This window comes from Oceanobacillus sp. FSL K6-0127 (assembly GCF_037983385.1).
Lineage (GTDB): Bacteria > Bacillota > Bacilli > Bacillales > Amphibacillaceae > Oceanobacillus > Oceanobacillus profundus.
The window spans coordinates 4,207,456-4,226,877 of the sequence record NZ_CP150287.1; the positions used below are offsets into that span (position 1 = coordinate 4,207,456).

Below are 19,422 nucleotides of genomic sequence, written 5' to 3' on the forward strand. Positions count from 1 at the left end.
AGTGTTATTCTTTATTTCTTAAAATAAATTTACCGTCCCTCACAAATTTAACGCTTTCATTTCTTCTCATAATACTGTTATACAAAAAACATCAAGGATGGCACCCTATATAAACGTAGTGCCATTTGGCTGTCTTTTTCTTTCATGAAACGATTGAACTGTATTTAACTTATGCGATCTAACTGCTAATTCGATTACTTGAAAATCTGCATTCTCGCTTAGCAGCTGAATAATATGCTCATGTTCATCAATAGACTCTTTAGCTCTTTTTGGATTAAATGTTGACCCCGTCAAACGGATGGAATCCAGCTGCATCCATGTCTTTCGGATAGACTCAATCAAATACTGATTCGGACAGCTACCGTACGTTAAATCGTGAAACTTTCGATTTAGCTCTCCAAATTTCCCAAACTCAAACTCTGTTAACGCCTCCTTCATTTGCTGATTTAAGTCCTTCAAGGTTGTAATTTGATCCCCAGTAAGTGCTGCTTTGCTCAATGCTGTAGCATATCCCTCCATGACAGCCAACGTGGAAAGCGTATCCGTATATTTACTTTCATCAATCGGTGTTACAACTGGACCAATATTTTGCTGGTATTCAATTAAACCTTCTGCTTCTAACGAACGTACAGCCTCTCGAATTGGAATTGCACTTGTTGCTAATTCCTTGACCAGTTGATTAATAACAATCCGTTGCCCGGGGGCATAAAAACCTTCCATAATTCTTGATTTCATATAGTCGTATGCTTTTTGTTTTTTGCTTACTCGTTTAGTATTATTCATAGTGTCTTCATATTATATGAATTGGCGAATTTGGTCAAAGGTTCTCTTTAAGAGGTTGTTCAAAAAGTCCGGTAAAAATGACACATCGAATTTCTTCGTTGGTTTGCTTTTCCGTTCCTCACGTATTAATTGCATACGTTCCGGTACTCAAAGCTTCACCGCCTCGAACTTCTCGGTCCTTTTTATCCTCCTTATTGAACACGTACTTTAAGCGTATTCTTTTTGTCTGTAATCTCCGTATTTGCCACAATAGAAAGTTAATGGATTACCATCTGTTACTTTTACATCTTTTACGCTACCGATAAACAGTGTATGGTCACCAACTACAATTTCTTGTTCGACATCACAAACAACCGAAGCTAAAGATTCTTTAATAACTGGCACACCTTGAATGAAGCCAAAATCAACGCCGTCTTCTTTTTTCTTTTGTCCAGCAAAATTCATGGAGATGTCCTGCTGTTGATCCGAAAGAAAGTTTACTGCATATTGCCCTGAAGCCTTTATTTTTTTGAGCATATTTGCATGATTATCAATTGAAATCGTTATCAATTTTGGTTCTAGTGAAATAGACATAAATGCATTCGCTGTCATTCCATGAGCATCAGTGCCATCATTTGTTGTGATTACCGTTACACCTGTAGCGAATCTCCCCATTGCATTCCGAAATTCTCTGCTATCCATTAAAACTCCTCCTTTAAAATTATACCGAAAGACTCTCTGATACGTTGACCCTACGAATAAATTCAATTGAACAAACATCACCTAACTCGTAAGCCGGTTCATTCAATTTCAATACATTATCTGCTCTTGAATTAGAAAATTGATAAAACTCCCCATGTAAGGTTGTTGTTCCTTGTTTCACTTTCACTACATAAGTTCCAGGTCCCGGAAAAATAGATTTATCACTTGGCTGCACAACTATATTTCCATTGATTTTATACGGAAGAATGTTAACGCTCACCTCATAATTCGAGCCTACATAATAAGGCACCACATTCACATTCCCTTCCATGACCAATCTTCTTATAAGCGTAGAGCTTATTTTTTCCTGCAAGTAGGTTTTTTTAGGGATAACCGATAAACCAAACCCACTTTTTTTCGATTCTTTCTGGAGTAGTTGTGTATTTCCCTGCGCCTTAAAACCAAACGTGAAATCAAAACCGACAACGACGTGTTTCGTGTTTGAATTCAATATATATCTCTGGATGAAGTCAGCCGGAAGGAATGAAGCGAAAGTGCGATCAAATTCCATAACAAATAACTTATCAACTCCCATGGCTTCCATTTTTTTAATTTTTTCAGGTAATGTCATCAAGTACTTACGATTCTTATTCCCTTTTAAAACTTCATCTGGATGTGGGCTAAATGTCATCGCAGTAAATAAGACATTTTGCTTTCTCGCAAGTTCCTTGGCACGGTTTAATAATTCTTGATGACCTAAATGTACCCCATCGAAAAATCCGATTGCCATAATATGAGGTTTCTGAGATATTTGGTCATCCAAGTGAGTCAAGTTAATCACTTCCATTACAGAATTCTCCTTCCTGCTGCATTGTTTCTAGCCTACATTCATATTATTCAATTCCATTCATTACTTCTATGACATTTTTTGTTTAAAATACTTTTATTTTAAAACACTTTCTGTTTGTGTTCCTGATTTTGTTAATATGGATGGTTTCTTAATGTTTTGGCTTTCTAAAAACTCATCGACCATTGCTTTGTATGGTTCTTTATTATAATTGTCAAAGTAAGCCATACCCATTTTTACTGGGTCTCCAAAGAAGTAGTACTCATAATGTGTCTGACGGCTTCCAAATGAACTCATCGTCATGTCCCATGCAAGACGGAATAATTGAACACGTTCGAAACCTTCCACGTTTTTACCTTGCATTGCTCTGTTTAAGATTGGTCCAAGCTCCGCGCTAGCAAAATCATCATACGTCGGAATCCCCATTAATCCAGATGCACCCAGTATTCTTAAGATTTCTGCTAGACGCGGATATACGCGTGGGAACCAGTTTCTTGCAGCATTCAATGCTTCAAAGTCTGGTGTCATCATGCCCCATTTATCAATATTTGCATTGTGTTCAGCTCTGTACAGATGAGACTTCATATTTTCCAGCGTAAGCATGATTTCTGTCCCTTTGTCTTTTACATGCTGGAATCCGTCAATACCGATTGAATCCATCAGCTTAAGCACGACACCAAGCAGAAATTCCACTTTTGCAACATCTTTTGCAATAACCTGATGGGACATGTGCACAACAGCATTTGTTTCAGCAAATGCGCCATTACAAATCTCGGAATCTTCCAGAATGAAAATACGATCCCAAGGAACAAGTACGTTATCAAAGGAAACAATCGCATCGCCTTCTTCGAACTGGGAGGCTACTGGATGATCATACCCATTTTTACCATAATCAAATGATTCACGGCTTAGGTATTTCAATCCTGGCGTATTATTTGGTATTGCAAAAGCAAGTGAATAAGGATCATCTTTTGCTCCTGTTCTAACTACCGTCGATGGGAAAACGAAAATTTCATCTGTGATACCAGCTTGTGTTGCAAGTAACCGAATACCGTCAACAATAACTCCATCATCATTCTTCTCCACTACGTGTAAAGCAACATTAGCATCTTTTTGTTCCGCTTGAATTTTTGCACGGTTTACTTGCGGGTGGATCAATGTATGTGTAAGACTGATGTCATTTTCCCTAGCGTATTCTGCATATTTTCTAGCGTTCTCAGCAAATTGCGGATTTCCTTTGCCGTAATAGTCATATGCTTTTTCCATTGTCATAACTTCTGAATTTAAATAGTCTGGAGAGCGTCCCATTAAACCTTTTGTAATGCCCTGCCACTCCATAATCGCTTCTCGACGTTCGATTAAGTCTTCGATTGTTTCTGGTGCCATAAAGGTCTTCCCTACTTTATCACCGGTTGTTGGAGATGTATAAAGCATTTTTTCAGGTTTCTCATATTGTAAATCATACAATTTTGCCATGGATTGGACTGCACCCTTAAACGCTGGATGTGTTGTCACATCTTCTACTCGCTCCCCATGGATATATACGTTGTTATTTGCTTTCTTTAAATTGTCAATGTACTGCTGTCCTGTTTTAGCTGGCATTACTTTATCCTCCTTTAATTTCGATCTGATTTTCTTCCATTTTTTCAAAGTTGTTTTCTAGACCGTCAAAATGTATTCGTTTTCATAATGTGTTAAAAAAATAAAATGATTACATATCGTTGTGGTCAGAGATCAAACCTTGCATATGCTTTTAAAATATTTAAATAATTCAACCTTGTTTGTATAGTAACATGGAATCAAATATATGAAAAATATCTAAAATATATGATTATCATACATTTTAGATATTCTATTATATATAATTTGCTATAAGATGAATCTGGGATTAGATGAATTAATTTTTTGACTTTTTCGTTATTTGATACTATTATTTCTTTATACATACTTGGTTTACTATCATAAGAGATATCGAGGTGGAGAAAGATGGATATGAGACAACTGCGTTATTTCTATACAATTGCAACAGAGGGACAAATTACACGGGCAGCTAAAATACTTCATATGGCACAGCCTCCTCTTAGTCAAAGTTTAAAAGCATTAGAAAGTGAAATAGGTGTCCCGCTGTTTGAAAGAAATGGCAAGAAAATGGAACTTACTGAAGCTGGTGAAGTTTTATACAAGAAAGCAGATTATTTTTTTAAGTTTTTTGATGAAGCGCTTACAGAGGTAAAGGAAACAGGGGAAGGTCTAAAGGGACAATTGACTGTTGGCTGTGTAAAGACACTTTTTTCTCATGTACCGCAAAGAATAAAATCTTTTCGTGAAAAATATCCAAACGTCACCTTTGAATTAAGAGAAGGGGACTCTTATCTTCTTGCAGAACAGCTTAATAATCGAAACATTGATTTGGCAATCGTTAGGCTCCCTTTAGATATGGAACCTTATTCAAGCCTCTTTCTGCCAGAAGAAAACTATGTAGCTATTATGCCTGAGCAATGGGCAAAATCCTATGAATCCGAAACCATTACCATGAACGAACTTGCCAATTTACCTTTACTATTATTAAGAAGAATTAGTGGTGTTGGTCAATATGAGCTGATTATGGATAAATTTGAAAAACGAGGACTTACTCCCAATATCGTGACAGTTTGTCCAGATGTGGACATGATTCTCGAATTGGTCAATGTGGAAGTCGGAGCTTCGATTTTACCAGCATCCATACTCAAGAAACATTTTAATGCTGGAATAAAAGGGTTTGCCATTGAAGACGAGACGATTATTTCCAAGTCCGCAATCATTTGGCTAAAGGATCGTTATCTTTCCAAAAGCAAGCAACGCTTTATCGAATACTTTGAGGAATCTATCGAAAATTAAAAAAGGCCAATTCCTTCAGATTTGAAGTAATATAAAGAAATTGACCATAAATAAATGTCCCAGTCGAGGCTCTTTGGCCATAATCAAACCTCGAAGAACAACAAATGACTTCAATCCGGAATGTAGATTTTAACGCTTGTTTTAATGCTACAAAACTCAAATACTTTATAAAAAAGGAAAAAACTATCATTCTTCTTTTTTCAATAATACTGTAATAAACAGATTTGTTTAATAGTATTTAAGAATTTTCAGGAAACAGAGCATCCTATTTTACACCAATTTTTGGCATAAACTTAAAATAAAACATGGCCTAAAGATATTCCTACAATAATATATATCAGAAAAACACCTATTGCCCACTTAGCAGCATATTTTTGGACATCTCCTAAATTAACCTTTGTCATCTCTGTTAACAAGTACATTGCTCCAACCAGCGGACCAATGAAACCAAAAGAGGTTCCGTATAACGATGCAATAGCAATCTCCATTTCACTAACCCCATATATGGAAGCAGTCTCCGCTATTACAGGAATAATGCCAAAATAAAAAGCATCGGGGCCTATTAAAAAGAGTCCGGGAATACTAAGAACAGCAATTACAATTGGAAGAAAGGATCCAATTCCGTCTGGGATTATAGTGATTAAACTCTGCGCCATAGCTGCGGACATTTGTGTTTCTTTCAATATACCGGCAAAAACCCCGGCAGCAAGCATGATACTCGTAACAGATAATGCATTGGGAGCATGTTTTTGAACTCTTTCGCGTTGATCAATAATCGATGGATAGTTTATTAATAATGCGATAGCAGTCCCAAGAATAAATAACACTACTGGTGGCAGCCATTCCAAAAGCAATGCTGCCATGATAACAATCGTTAGAATAAAATTTAGCCATCTTAGTTTGGGACGCTTTATTACCACATTTTCTACAGCAGCAGACATCATACTTTCGGTTTGATCGTTCATGTTCAAATAAGGTTTGTGTATTCCGAGTCGAGCCCTTTCTTTCCGGCCAATAATATATGCAACCAAAACAATATATATCATGCTAACAATCATCCCAGGTACCATTGTCCTAAATAGACTTGTAGGATCTAAGTTCAAAACACTTGCAACCCGACCGACAGGGCCACCCCAAGGAACTAGTGTTGTAATACCAATTTGCAATACCGTTATAGATGCTAAAATAATAGGTTTTATCCCCAGTTTTATATAAATTGGAAGAAAGGCGCTCACAACTATAATAATCGTAGTGGAACCATCACCATCTAAGCCTACTATACCTGCTAATATAGCTGTCCCTACAATAACTTTTAATGGATCACCTTTTGCTATCTTTATAATTTTGTTTGTTAGTGGCTCAAACAATCCCGTGTCAATCATGATACCGAAATATAGAATTGCAAACAGGATCAGGAGTGCTGTTGGTGCTGTATTTAAAACACCATCCATCATCATCGGACCCAGTTGAAAACCAAAGCCTCCAATAATCCCGTAGATTACCGGTACGATAATCAGGCCAGTAAAAGGTGTCACACGTTTTGACATAATAAGATACAAAAATGTGATTACCATCAGAAAACCTAAAATAGCTAACATAATTGCCCTTCCCCCTTTATAAAAAAACATTGAAATCGTTTACAATTTTGTAGAGTCTTCATTACTATTTTGTTTTTATTAATAAGTTATTATCCAAGTAGCATGTGATCAATCATCCATTATCAATAGATTAACGAAATCATATATAGATATTTGGGATTATTCCAAAAAATAGAGTTAGATTAAATGTAATAGACTTATAATTTACCCTCTTAAAAAAGTCAATTGAATGAAGTGGTGGTTTGCCTAACGTTATCCACCACTCCCATTGTCACTTAAGCTAAAATAATATCCATATAATTTGTTTATAGCAATTTTTAAGTTTATTGCTTACTTTTTATTTTCGGTAGATATTCTGAGTTATTTTCACCTAATTCAGGTCCAATAGTTCCAATATCGCCAGGTGTTTCGGATAATTTTGGCACAACCCCCGGGACTCTGACACTCTTCCCATCCGGCAATTCAACTGTTTGAAGCATGTCTCGCGCCTGGTATTGTTCATCATTTACGATGTCTTCTATACTATAAATTGGTCCTACTGGTACACGGGCTTCATCAAGAATTTGCTGTACCTCTTTTTGAGTATGCTGCTTTGTCCAGTCTTCTATAATCTTATCAAGATAATCAACATTTTCTGCCCTGCCTTGATTACTCGCGTACACGGGATCTTCCGCAAGTTCAGGACGTCCCATTGCATTCGCAAAACGTTTAAATATACCGTCACTGTTCGCTGCAATCACGATATATTTCCCATCTCCACAAAGATACGTATTCGATGGTGCTATTCCTTCCAGCGTAGCTCCAGTTCTCTCTCGAATGATCCCTTTTAGGTCATATTCAGGAAGCACACCCTCTAATAGAGAAAAAACAGATTCAGTAAGTGCAACATCAACGTATTGACCTTTTCTTGATGGTACATTATCTCGGACTCTCAGTGCCATCAGTGTACCGAGTGCTGCGTATAAAGCAGCGATAGAATCCCCAATAGCTAAACCGACACGAACTGGTGGACGATCAGGAAAACCTGTTAGATAACGCAGGCCGCCCATTGACTCTGCAACACTGCCAAATCCTACTTTATCCCGATATGGACCGGTTTGACCATAACCGGATATTCGAGTCATAATAATGCTTGGATTTACTTGTTTTAAATCTTCATAACCGATTCCCCACCTTTCAAGTGTACCAGGGCGGAAATTTTCAATTACCACATCCACCTCTTTTGCTAATTCCCTTATCATTTCCTGTCCTGCTTCTTCACGGAGGTTAATCGTAATGGATTTTTTATTTCTTGCATGCACATACCACCATACAGATGTATCATGGTGCATGACTCGCCAGTTTCTTAAAGAGTCACCTTTTCCTGGATCCTCTACTTTTATTACTTCAGCACCAAATTCACCAAAGATCTTTCCAACAAAAGGAGCAGCTACAAAGTTTCCTAATTCTAATACTTTAATTCCTTCTAGTGGTTTTTTCATTATGCCCATCCTCTCTTAACTCGATAAACTTATTGAATACTTAATATTCAGATATTGTATACAAATAATTACACACTTGTTTGCTTTTTTACCATATCCTGAAACATCTGATCCGTATTTTTTAACTTATCTATATCTATTCCAGTCTCTATTCCCTGCCTTTCCAAAAAGTTTACTACTTGACTTGCCTGCACATTCCCTGGTGCTCCTGGTGCATATGGACACCCGCCCAATCCTGCCTGTGCTGTATCATAGATATAAACGCCTGATTGAATACCTGCTATAATATTGGCGAGCGCATATCCATAAGTGTCATGAAGATGCAGACTTAATGTCAGGTCAGGATACTTGTCTTTAATACGACTGCAATATTCATATATCATTTTTGGTGTTGCTTTTCCTATGGTGTCTCCCAAACCAACTTCATCCACGCCATTTTCAACCATTGTCGTAACGATTCGTTCAACTTCTTGATAAGGAACCTCTCCTGCATATGGACAAACAAAAGCAGTGGCAACTGCCCCCATTGTTTTTCGGTTATGACTTCTTGTTTTGCTTATTAAATCACTTACATGTACCAGCGATTCATTTGTCGTCCGATTCAAATTGGCTTCATTATGTCTCGTACTGGCTGAAAGGAAGAAAACCGCAGTATCAATATTGGTCTTCAAAAACCGTTCGAGACCCTTTATATTTGGAACCAAAGCATCGTATTGAATACCTGGAATTTTAGGAAGTCTCTTCGCCAGCTCATCAGCATCGCTAAGGGCTGGTACCCACTTTGGATGGACAAAGGAAGTAACTTCAATACGTCTAAATCCAGCATCAATAATCTCATTTAAACCACCAAGCTTATTCTCTGCTCCAATAAAAACGGATTCATTTTGAAGACCGTCTCTTAACGTAACGTCGCGAATGCTTACTTTTTCAGGGAAATTCACGTGTAAATCCACTCCTTTTGATTTATGATAATGAAGTAAATGAATCATTTACCAATTCATTTAGTTGTATCCATATTGTTCCAAGTAATAATTATAATCCTTTTGAATATGGTCTCTCATATGTTTTTCTGCAGATTTAGCATCTCTGTTTAAAATATCGAAGCAGATTGCTTCATGTTCAAAGAAGCCTTCTACCATTCTGCTTGTTTTTGTAAGAATAATGTTTCGGTAGAATAGAATCAAGGAATGAAGCTGATTCATCATTTTGATGAGAAAAGGATTTTCACTGCATTCCAAGATTAAATCATGGAAATTTCTACTTAACTTCTTCATATGCTCAAAATCTTCTGCTTCCATAATGTCCTTCATTTTCCTAAGCAGTTCATTTATTTCTGTTAACTGTATATTATTGCTGCGTTCAGCTGCAAGTGATGCAGCCAGAGGCTCTAAACTTAAACGACACTCATATAAATATTTAAAATCATCACTTGTAGGTCTGAAAACTCTCACTCCACCCCGGGGATGACTTGCTACAAGCGCCTCACTTTTCAATTGCTTTATAGCCTCACGTATGGGACTCCTGCTTACCCCTGTTTCTTCTGCAATTTGTTGCTCCACAACTCGTGTCCCAGGTCCCAGTTTTCCATTTACAATTTTGTCGTGCATATATTCATACACTTGAACTTGAAGTGTCTTGGATGTATCTAGTATGAATGTCAATTACCTCACCCTTTTCATAAAATTCAATTAGTGTATACAATCAACTGCAAATTTATAAATTAATCTTATATTTTATAATATTTCTCAGTATAGATTAAGTTGAGTTTCATTATAAACATGGAATAATCTACAGTCAATATTTTTTGAATACTCAGCCAGTTTTTGCGTGCTTTGCAGAGATGGGAGGAAGCATCAGCTCCCCCCTTCTATTTATTATCTTCCTGAAACCTATTACCCCATCTTACTTTCTTCAATTGATTCAAACTGAACAGGATTTACTGCTGCAGCTTCCGTATATGTCAGCGTTTTCCCAGTAATTCCAAAAATTATCGTCAGTATTGGGCATAACAAACAAAAGAAAGCAAATGGCAAATACGCTAGAGTCGGTACTCCTAAAACACTTGTTATAAAAACACCGCATACACTCCATGGAACTAGTGGATTAACTACGGTTCCGGCGTCCTCTGCAACTCTTGATAGATTTTTATTTGCTAAACCGAGTTTTTGATATTGCGACTGGAACGTTTCTGTTGTTAATAGAATAGATAGATATTGTTCCCCTACCAGCACATTGACTCCGATAGCATTGAGAGCAGAGCCAGTGATTACTGACTTCGCAGATCGTAACATTCTTTCCACGGCTTCAAATAGTCTTGGGACAATCCCTAACTTAAACAATAATCCTCCCATTCCTAATGCTAGCAAAATGATTGCAATCGTAAAAAACATACTTTCCATTCCGCCCCGTGTCAGTAAAGAATCGATTTGTTCAATACCTGTCTCTGACACATAGCCTCCATATAATATTCCCAGCAGCCCACCAATTGAAGGAACAGCATGAAAAAATGATATAAGAATAGCACTTACTGCACCAGCTGTAAGCGATAATAATGCTGGGGCCTTGAAGATAGAGAAAATAACTAAGACAGCAAGTGGAATGACCGCATTATACCAGTGAATCAGCCCTGTCCCCAAAAGCCCTTGCTGATATAACTCCATTTCACTGAAATTTACAGTTGAAATACTCGGTGATATAATTCCGAAAATCACCAGTCCAATCAGGAATGCCGGAACTGTTGTCCACATCATATTTCGTATATGGTCAAACAAATCAACCTTCAGAATACTGGAAGCCATATTCGTTGTATCTGAAATCGGAGACATCTTATCACCGAAAAATGCACCAGATACAATTGCTCCGGCTGTGATTGCCAGTGAAATATCAAGAGCCTGGGATATACCAATAAAAGCTAATCCGACTGTTGCCACCGTTGTTAAAGAGCTCCCCACACAAATTCCAACGACAGAGGTTACGATTAAAACAATGGCATAATAAAAACGTGGTGTCACTAATTCGAATCCAGCATAAATCAAAGTCGGAATAGTTCCACTATAAATCCATGCAGCTATTAAAATACCAATCATAAAGAAAAGAAAAACGGCCCCCATTCCAGATGTAGCCCCTTCTGAAAAACCTTCCTGTAATTTTTCATAAGGGATCTTTTTAATGATTCCATAAATAACTAACATTAACAATGAAATCGTTAAAGGTATATGTGGAGGAGCTTCAAAATAGATAATACTGACACTCATAATAGCGATGATAGCTGAGATTACGAGGATAGCCTCAGGCAACGACGGCATTTGCTCAGATTTAATTCGGAACATAATGAATCTCCTTCATTTTAATTTGTTGTTAGATTAACTGAGTTCTACTAGTAGCAGTTTTGGTTTTTCAAGCAATGCCTTGAACCTATTCGTAAAGGCTATTGCATTTCCTCCGTCTGTAACACGGTGGTCGAATGTGAGCGTCACGTTCATCATTGATCTGATAACGATCTCATCATTTTCGTTTACAACAGGCATTTTTTTCGTTTTATGAAAAGCCATTAATGCGACTTCTGGATAATTGATGATCGGCGTTGCACCGATACTTCCCATTGGTCCAACATTGCTGATCGTAAAGGTGCTTCCGGTCATTTCTTTCGGTGTCAGTCTATTTTCTCTTGCTTTCTTCATCAGTTCTTTCATTTCTTTGTTAATAATGCGGATTGACTTATTATCCGCATTTTTAACGACTGGAACAATTAACCCCTCTTCCGTATCCGTTGCAATGCCCATATGAACCCCTTTTTCCAATCTGATTTCTTCTTTTTTCTCATCAAGTTTGGCATTAAAGATTGGATGTTCTCTCAATGCTATCGTGAGCGCTTTAATAAAAAATGCTGCAACAGATACATCGGCATGAGGCTTAATCTCTTTTCTGAACTGCAGTAACTCAGTCATATCAATTTCTTCCATGTGATGAACATGTGGGATCGTAAAGATGGATGTTGTCATTTTTTTTGCGATTTGTTTGCGCCTGCCTTTAAACGGAATAATATCCGTTTCCTCTTTTTCACTGACCGACTGCTTTTCTGCTGTCCCTTGAAAAAATTGCTTTTTTAACTGTTTAACAGCAGGCTTGACTTTTGTTGCAGCGCTCTCTCTGTTTTGAGCAAACTGCTGAACATCTTCTATGGTAATACGTCCAGATTTCCCCGTTCCTTCTACAAATTCGATATCCACATCAAGTTCTCTCGCAATCTTCCTCGTAAATGGTGCTGCTTTTATTCGTGTTGGCCCGTTTATTTTTTCGGGTTTCGTTTGTTTTTTTGCATTATCACTCGCTGCAAATTGTATAGAATGATTTGATTCTTCTTTTTGTGTTTCTGCAGCCTCTTTTTTCTCAATAGAACCCTCTGCTTCAATCGTCAAAATCGTTGTTCCTACAGGGATAGTCGTTCCCTCAGCAATATATATTTTTTTAACAACCCCTTTGGCTGGCGCTGTTAACTCGGCAACCATTTTTTCTGTCTGCAATTCTACAATTGGCTGATCTTCCTCAACTTGATCTCCTTCCTGAATAAAATAAGCTAGTACATCCCCTTCTGTCATTCCTTCTCCAATATCATGTAATTTTACTTCTACCATTCACTCCACCTCCTTTAAAAATGAATCACTTTATAAATTGCATCCGTTACACGTGCTGGTGTCGGGATATTATGTTCTTCCAGAGCCCAAAAAGGCACATGAACATCCGCACCAGTGACACGCTCAATTGGTGATTTCATATATAAAAATGAAGTATCATTTACAATCGAAATAATGTCATTTCCTAATCCCCCGGTTGCTGGAGCTTCATGAACAACGACACAGCGCCCGGTTTTCTGCACAGATTCGGCTATAATAGCTTTATCAATCGGATACAACGTGCGTAAATCAATGACGTCACAGCTAATCCCTTTATCTGCTGCCTGTTCGGCTGCCTTCATTGCAACGGGTACCATTGCCCCCCAGGCAATCACCGTTGCATCGTCTCCTTCTCGCAAATACTTCCCTTTTCCAATTTCAATTTCATATTTTTCTTCTGGAACGTCTCCTCTGACAGCACGGTATAATCTTAGTGGCTCAAGAAATAGTACCGGATCTGGGTCCTCTATTGCCGAAATAAGAAGTCCTTTTGCATCATGTGGATTAGATGGACAAACGACTTTTATCCCTGGCATATGGGTGAATAATGCTTCCATACTATCCGAATGGATTTCTGGAGCACGTACTCCTGCTCCATATGGTGCACGAATCACAAGTGGTACGGTAAAGGCACCTTTGGTACGGTAGCGCATTCTCGTCGCATGTGTCATAATTTGTTCGTATGCAGGGTAAATAAAACCTAAAAACTGAATTTCTGCTACTGGCAACAGTCCGTTTATTGCCATCCCAATCGAGGATCCGATGATTCCTGCTTCACTCAATGGTGTATCAAAAACCCTCTTTTCTCCAAACTCTTCCTGCAAGCCATCCGTTGCCCGAAAGACACCGCCATTTTTTCCAACATCTTCCCCTAATACCACGACTTCTTCTTTTTCGTTAAGCATGGTACGCATTCCATCAGTGATAGCTTGAATAAGCGTCAATTGTTTCGTTTTCGCTATCGTTATCATCTCATCTCACCCCTCGCAAATGGTTCATATATTCTTCCTTTTGCTGTTCAATCGTCCATGTCGGTTTTTCGAACATGTAATCATAAATATCATTCACATCCGCTGGTGGCATCGTCTCCAACTCTTTTACTGCCCTATCAATTTCTTCCTTTACTTCCTCTTTTAACTGTTCTACGACTGTTTCATCCCAATAACCGTGCGCTTTCATAAATAATTCTAATCTTGTAACCGGATCATTTTGACGGTGTTTTTCATTTTCTTCTTTTTGATTACGGTACTTCGTCGGATCATCTGCAGTGGTATGGGCACCATACCTCCATGTTACGGCTTCAATTAAACTTGGTCCTTCCCCATTTCTCGCTCGTTCTAATGCTTTTTTTGTTTCAAAATAAGCTGCAAAAATGTCATTCCCATCAATTCGAATACCTGGGATTTCATAGGCAATTGACTTCTGAGCAATCGTCTTGGAATTCATTTGTCTCCAGATTGGAGTCGAAATGGCATATTGATTATTCTGATTAAAGAAGACAACAGGTGCTTGAAATACACTAGCAAAGTTTAATCCTTCATGAAAATCACCTTCTGAAGTTGCGCCATCTCCAAAATAAGCAATAACAGCTTGTGAAGAATTTTTATATTTATTTGCCATCGCTATTCCAGCTGCAAGTGGCAGCTGTGTTGCGATTGGAACAGAAGGTGGTAATATATTTTTTCCTTTAGGTGGAAGATTCCCTTCCACTCGTCCATTCCATGAAGATAAAATAGTATAAGATTTTCCAAAGCTAATACTTGCCGCATGATCTCGATATGTTGGCAACATCCAATCATCTTCATCGAGTGCTAGAGCACTTCCCACCTGTGCTGCTTCCTGCCCTTCAAAGCCTGGGTAAGTACCGAGCCTGCCCTGGCGCTGCAGGTTAATTGCCTTTTGGTCAAATGCCCGCATACAGATTAGCTGTCGGTAAAATTGCTGTGCTAATGCATGATCAATTTGATTAAGATATGATTTATCTATTAGTTCTCCATTTTGGTCCATGATTTGCACCATTGGAAATTCTTCCTGGATGTCTCTTTTCATGTCCATCACCTCTTTGACTCTTATTTTTAGATTCTATAAGTAAGCTTTTCGTTCACATAGGGTTTTAGATTATTTATATAAAATTAAATATTTATTCTCTTATATTCCATTTCGGTCTACGCTTGCGAGAATAAAAATTGTTTCGATTTCGCTGTTCATCCAATACGCTGCGTACTTTTCTATTTGCTGCTTCTACTGTTGTAATCGCATCCATTTCTGCTTGCTGATAAATATCATAAAGCGAACGGTAAATTGCTTTTGTCTTTACAAGTACTCGTTTAGAATTCGGACCATATAATTCATCCGCAACCTGAATTAGTCCTCCGGCATTAACAATATAATCCGGGGCATATAAAATTCCTTTTTCGTGAAGTGTTTTTGCGTGATTTAGAGTTTGGAGCTGATTGTTCGCTGAACCAACAATCGCTCTTACTTTTAGCTGACCAATGGTTTGGTCATTAATGATTGCCCCCATTGCACAAGGAATAAAGATATCTGCATTCGTACTATAAATAGCGTTACTCTCTACCTCATGGATTTCACCGTTTGTATCTTTTGCTTTTGTTTTAATCTGTCTCAACACATCTTGATTAAGGTCCGTGACATAGATTTGCGCTCCAGCTTCCAGTAATTGTTCGGCCACCTTATAACCGACTTTTCCTAATCCCTGAATGGCATATGTTCTGGTTCCTAAATCGTTATTTTTAAATAAGTATTCATTGGTTGCCTCTAAGGCATGAATCACTCCACGTGCGGTGGAAATAGAAGAATCTCCGCTGCCTCCATAAGCTTCTGGAATTCCGTTAATAAAATTGGTTTCCTTATATGCCTCCACAAAATCATCGGTTGTTGTTCCCATATCTGTACCTGTATAAAAACGTCCGTTCAAAGAATCAACAAATTGTCCGAATGCGCGGAATAGTGCAGGGGATTTATCTTTTTTGGGATCACCAATAATGACCGCCTTTCCTCCACCAAAATCAAGACCAGATGCTGCACACTTATAGGTCATTCCTTCTGACAATCGGAGAACATCCTCCAGTGCCTCATCAACACTTTCATATGGATACATCCTTGTTCCGCCCAATGCAGGACCGAGTGTCGTATCATGAATGGCTATAATTGCTTGAAGTCCCGTTGCCGGATCATTACAGAACATCACTTGTTCATGATTTGCTATTGTTTCAAATGTATTTTTCTCTATTGGTTTGACTATTTCAAGCTGTTTCAAGAAGACTACCTCCATTTATTTGTTTAACTGCAATTGTTCATTTAATTTGCTTTGCATCGTATTTTTTGGCAGAATTGCCTGCTTTACTTCCCCTTCACCAATGATACCGTTTTCATTTTTAGCAATAACCTTTGTTATCACTTGTTTTTCGGTAATACTTGTTACAACAGCTTCCATCTTAACTTTCGTACCTAGTGCTGATGGGGCGATATGCTTGAGTTTTACAGCTGCTCCTGCACTTTCTTCTTGTCCCCCCAGATAGGGAAGCAACAGATCTCTTGATACCCATTCCATATGATAGACCATGGAAGCGGTGGAATAAGCGGGATGTACTAATTCGTCGCCAAATTGTGCAAACATATCTTCCGTCACTACTATTTCAAGAACGGCCCAATCCCCAACTTTCAATCCTTCCTTCATTTCTTTCACCCTTTCCCCAAAGCCTTGAATGACAGCATATTTGTTTGAATAAGTCCATATAAGGTTAAAAAACATCTAACTTTTTACCATCTTTATTATTTTCAAAATATTACATTTCCAATTATATTCACCCGACAGTTAACTGTCAACCAAAAATAAATAATAAAATAAAAAATCTTAATCCATTTTTGATTGGATTAAGATTTGATATGCATCAAGACACCTTCCAGAGCCTTTTTAATATGGACACTCATTAGATTGGCTGCTTCTTCTTCATTCCCGTTAAGCATCCATTCATAAATTTGTTCATGGTCTTCAATAAAAGAAGGGTAAAACGATCCTCCGACCATACTCTTTCGCATATAATGCGTTTTTACTTTAATAACTTCAAGCAAATTAATCAGTTGGCCGTTGTTAGATGCTTCGGTAATAATTGTATGGAATTGCTGATCCAGCTGACCAAGTTCTGGAGAATCCGGTTTCACTTTTTTCGTTTCCTGTAAATTATGAGCTAAACTTTCCTTCACTTCATCGGTCAGATTCTTAATAGCAAGACGGATCGCTAACACTTCCAGACTTTCCCTGCACTGAAATATATCTACAACATCGTCAACTGTTGGCTCATACACCTTTACGAACCCATCATTATATATTAGTAAGCCATCCTGCGTTAACATACGAATCGCTTCTCTTACGGTTCCCCTGCTAGTCCCTAACGTACTTGCGACCTTAGCTTCTACGACACGTTCAGCAGGCTTTAAATTTCCTTCCATAATTGCTTCTTTAATCAAATGATAGGCTTGTAAATGCAAGGATTCTGACTTAATAATTTTACCCATCGTAACAGCTCCTTCTGCTAAACTACTCTGCATATATAAAATAGTTAATTGTAAGTGTTTACGTCTACTAATATAGCACAAAAATATGCTGGACGGATAGAAGTTGGATGTACACATTATCAGTTTATGATAAAAATTTGAGGACTACTGGAATTACAGACGCTACGTGATTGTATTCTATAAATCACCAAAAATGAGCTACATTCTCAGTAGCCCATTTTTTCACATTTTATCTATCGATTCCCCGATTCGAGATTTTAATTTCCCTCTCCACATCCAGTGTTAAAATGGTGTAGCGAACTAGCTTCTCTTGGATAATAGCAAACTAGCTTTTCTATTAAATTTCACCGACTGATTAGCCTTTTCATTTCTTTAGCTACAATTTTCGGATGAGCTGCCGCTGTTATCGCACTTCCAACAATAATGATATCTGGTTCCTCTTGAACAATTTCAGACAATGATTCCAAATTGATCCCCCCTGCAACCGCTATTTTAAAAGACGATTCCTTTACTAGAGAAAACAAATCAGTTGTAAAACCGCCTTCTGATTGCTTGTCTTTTCCAACATGGAGGCTAACGAGACTTACACCCAGCTGTTCAAGCTCTGTAATTCGGTCCTTTGAACGTACTTCGAGCAAATCAACCATTACCTGAGTCCCCATCTCTTCACCTGCCTGCAGCGTATCTTTTATCGTTAAGTCAGAAGCTAATGCCATAACTGTCATTATATCTGAGCCCGCTTTAAAGGCCTGGTATGCTTCATGCCTGCCCGCATCACATGTTTTCATATCGGAAAGAATCAGCTTATCTGGATAACGCGCTCGCATTTCCTTTACAATCGCCATGCCATATTCTTTGATAACACCCGTCCCTATTTCGATAATATCAATATATTCCTCTACTTCTTCTACCAGACGAAAACATTCATGTTCAGTAAGTCTGTCCAATGCTAATTGCAGTTTCATTATTTGTACCCCATTTCTATCGCTCGATACGTTCAATTTCACCGAGTTTGCCTTGAACATCTTCATAATATGGCAGTCCTTCATTATCGCCAACAACACTGACAACCATCGAACCGATTGTATTTGCAAACTGTAATGTTTTTTCAAGTGGCCACTTATTCAGGATTCCATAAAGCACACCCGCATTGAATCCATCTCCAGCTCCTACCGTATCAGCAACCTTGTTCGCTTTAACAGGAGGTGCTTCCACAATTTCCTCATTGTAATAGCCGACAGATCCATTTTCACCTTGCTTTACAGCTATATAGGAAATTCCCATCTCCTTCGTCTTTTCAATAATTGCTTTGGGATCCTTTTCACCAATAATAATATCCATCTCTTCATCCCCTGCTAACAAGATGTCAACATGGGGGAGGATTTCCGCTAACACACGACTTGCTTCTTCCTTGCTCCACATCCGAAGTCTTATATTTGGATCAAAAGAAATTAATAGATTGTTTTTCTTCGCTAGTTCGATTGCTTTATGGATAACGTCAATATGAATTTCACCAATTGCCGGATAAATCCCTGTTATATGGAGGATCTTTGCCTCTTCAAAATAGCCTTCATCTAAATCTTCCGGATGCATTGCTAATGTTGGAGATTTATCACGATAATAAAACGTTCGGACATTTCCATCTTCCATAATTTCTTTAAAATTTAACGATGTGGGATATCCATCCACTAATTTGACCTGTGACATATCTATTCCTTCGCCACGGGCAAAATTATAAATATATTTGCCAAATTCATCATTGCCTAATCTGCTAATATAACCAGCTTTCAGTCCTAAGCGCGAGCAGCCGATTGCTAGGTTCAGCTCTGCTCCACCAACCTTTTTCTCAAACATATTTACGTACTTCATTGGTCCTGTTGATTGCGGGCTAAATGCAATCATTGCTTCACCAATTGTAATCACATCATTCATTTTTAGCTGCC

18 protein-coding genes are annotated in these 19,422 nt (G+C 38.0%); 1 reads left to right on the forward strand and 17 read right to left on the reverse strand.

Translation table 11 applies throughout. From position 1 onward, the window contains the following. Positions 1 to 105 precede the first annotated feature (105 nt). The 4 genes from MHH64_RS20480 to hpaB form a co-directional block, all read right to left on the reverse strand. Positions 106 to 783 (reverse strand): GntR family transcriptional regulator, encoded by a 678-nt coding sequence (locus MHH64_RS20480; protein WP_095308102.1) that lies wholly within the window; start codon positions 781 to 783, stop codon positions 106 to 108. Between the two features lie 207 nt (positions 784 to 990). Further along, entirely contained in the window at positions 991 to 1,464 is a 474-nt protein-coding gene (locus MHH64_RS20485) for a flavin reductase family protein (protein ID WP_095308100.1), read from the reverse strand. A gap of 19 nt (positions 1,465 to 1,483) precedes the next feature. Beyond that, positions 1,484 to 2,311 (reverse strand): FAD synthetase family protein, encoded by an 828-nt coding sequence (locus MHH64_RS20490; RefSeq protein ID WP_340002363.1) that lies wholly within the window; start codon positions 2,309 to 2,311, stop codon positions 1,484 to 1,486. A 96-nt stretch (positions 2,312 to 2,407) separates the two neighbouring features. Then, positions 2,408 to 3,913 carry a 4-hydroxyphenylacetate 3-monooxygenase, oxygenase component gene (hpaB, locus tag MHH64_RS20495; RefSeq protein WP_340002364.1) on the reverse strand — a complete coding sequence of 502 codons (1,506 nt, stop codon included), beginning with the start codon at positions 3,911 to 3,913 and terminating at the stop codon, positions 2,408 to 2,410. 384 nt (positions 3,914 to 4,297) lie between these two features. Between hpaB and MHH64_RS20500 the strand changes: the two genes are divergently transcribed. Continuing rightward, a complete protein-coding gene (locus tag MHH64_RS20500) occupies positions 4,298 to 5,188 on the forward strand; it encodes a LysR family transcriptional regulator (RefSeq protein WP_340002365.1) in 891 nt (296 codons plus the stop codon). Positions 5,189 to 5,481: 293 nt separating this feature from the next. Here MHH64_RS20500 and MHH64_RS20505 read toward each other — a convergent pair whose 3' ends face one another. The 13 genes from MHH64_RS20505 to MHH64_RS20565 form a co-directional block, all read right to left on the reverse strand. Next, positions 5,482 to 6,786 (reverse strand): citrate:proton symporter, encoded by a 1,305-nt coding sequence (locus MHH64_RS20505; protein ID WP_340002366.1) that lies wholly within the window; start codon positions 6,784 to 6,786, stop codon positions 5,482 to 5,484. Between the two features lie 323 nt (positions 6,787 to 7,109). Next, positions 7,110 to 8,267 (reverse strand): CoA transferase, encoded by a 1,158-nt coding sequence (locus tag MHH64_RS20510; RefSeq protein ID WP_251661113.1) that lies wholly within the window; start codon positions 8,265 to 8,267, stop codon positions 7,110 to 7,112. Positions 8,268 to 8,335: 68 nt separating this feature from the next. Next, complete coding sequence (locus MHH64_RS20515) at positions 8,336 to 9,208, reverse strand: hydroxymethylglutaryl-CoA lyase (protein ID WP_340002367.1); 873 nt, start codon at positions 9,206 to 9,208, stop codon at positions 8,336 to 8,338. A 60-nt stretch (positions 9,209 to 9,268) separates the two neighbouring features. Then, the gene (locus tag MHH64_RS20520) at positions 9,269 to 9,928 is read right to left on the reverse strand and encodes a GntR family transcriptional regulator (RefSeq protein WP_340002368.1); all 660 of its coding nucleotides are present in this window, start codon (positions 9,926 to 9,928) and stop codon (positions 9,269 to 9,271) included. Between the two features lie 231 nt (positions 9,929 to 10,159). Then, entirely contained in the window at positions 10,160 to 11,596 is a 1,437-nt protein-coding gene (nhaC, locus tag MHH64_RS20525) for a Na+/H+ antiporter NhaC (protein WP_340002369.1), read from the reverse strand. A 33-nt stretch (positions 11,597 to 11,629) separates the two neighbouring features. Continuing rightward, on the reverse strand, positions 11,630 to 12,901 hold the full coding sequence (locus MHH64_RS20530) for a dihydrolipoamide acetyltransferase family protein (RefSeq protein WP_251661121.1): 1,272 nt from the start codon (positions 12,899 to 12,901) through the stop codon (positions 11,630 to 11,632). Positions 12,902 to 12,915: 14 nt separating this feature from the next. Next, positions 12,916 to 13,911 carry an alpha-ketoacid dehydrogenase subunit beta gene (locus MHH64_RS20535; protein ID WP_095308077.1) on the reverse strand — a complete coding sequence of 332 codons (996 nt, stop codon included), beginning with the start codon at positions 13,909 to 13,911 and terminating at the stop codon, positions 12,916 to 12,918. Between the two features lies 1 nt (position 13,912). Next, positions 13,913 to 14,989 (reverse strand): pyruvate dehydrogenase (acetyl-transferring) E1 component subunit alpha, encoded by a 1,077-nt coding sequence (gene pdhA, locus MHH64_RS20540; protein ID WP_251661123.1) that lies wholly within the window; start codon positions 14,987 to 14,989, stop codon positions 13,913 to 13,915. A gap of 91 nt (positions 14,990 to 15,080) precedes the next feature. Continuing rightward, entirely contained in the window at positions 15,081 to 16,220 is a 1,140-nt protein-coding gene (locus MHH64_RS20545; protein ID WP_187393114.1) for an amino acid dehydrogenase, read from the reverse strand. A gap of 15 nt (positions 16,221 to 16,235) precedes the next feature. Further along, the gene (locus MHH64_RS20550; protein ID WP_095308127.1) at positions 16,236 to 16,640 is read right to left on the reverse strand and encodes a thioesterase; all 405 of its coding nucleotides are present in this window, start codon (positions 16,638 to 16,640) and stop codon (positions 16,236 to 16,238) included. A gap of 197 nt (positions 16,641 to 16,837) precedes the next feature. Next, positions 16,838 to 17,479 carry a GntR family transcriptional regulator gene (locus MHH64_RS20555; protein WP_158586192.1) on the reverse strand — a complete coding sequence of 214 codons (642 nt, stop codon included), beginning with the start codon at positions 17,477 to 17,479 and terminating at the stop codon, positions 16,838 to 16,840. Positions 17,480 to 17,823: 344 nt separating this feature from the next. Next, positions 17,824 to 18,444: a 3-hexulose-6-phosphate synthase gene (gene hxlA / locus MHH64_RS20560; RefSeq protein WP_251661127.1), complete on the reverse strand. Its 621-nt coding sequence runs from the start codon at positions 18,442 to 18,444 to the stop codon at positions 17,824 to 17,826. A 16-nt stretch (positions 18,445 to 18,460) separates the two neighbouring features. Further along, on the reverse strand, positions 18,461 to 19,411 hold the full coding sequence (locus MHH64_RS20565; RefSeq protein ID WP_095308069.1) for a sugar kinase: 951 nt from the start codon (positions 19,409 to 19,411) through the stop codon (positions 18,461 to 18,463). Between the last annotated feature and the right edge of the window lie 11 nt (positions 19,412 to 19,422).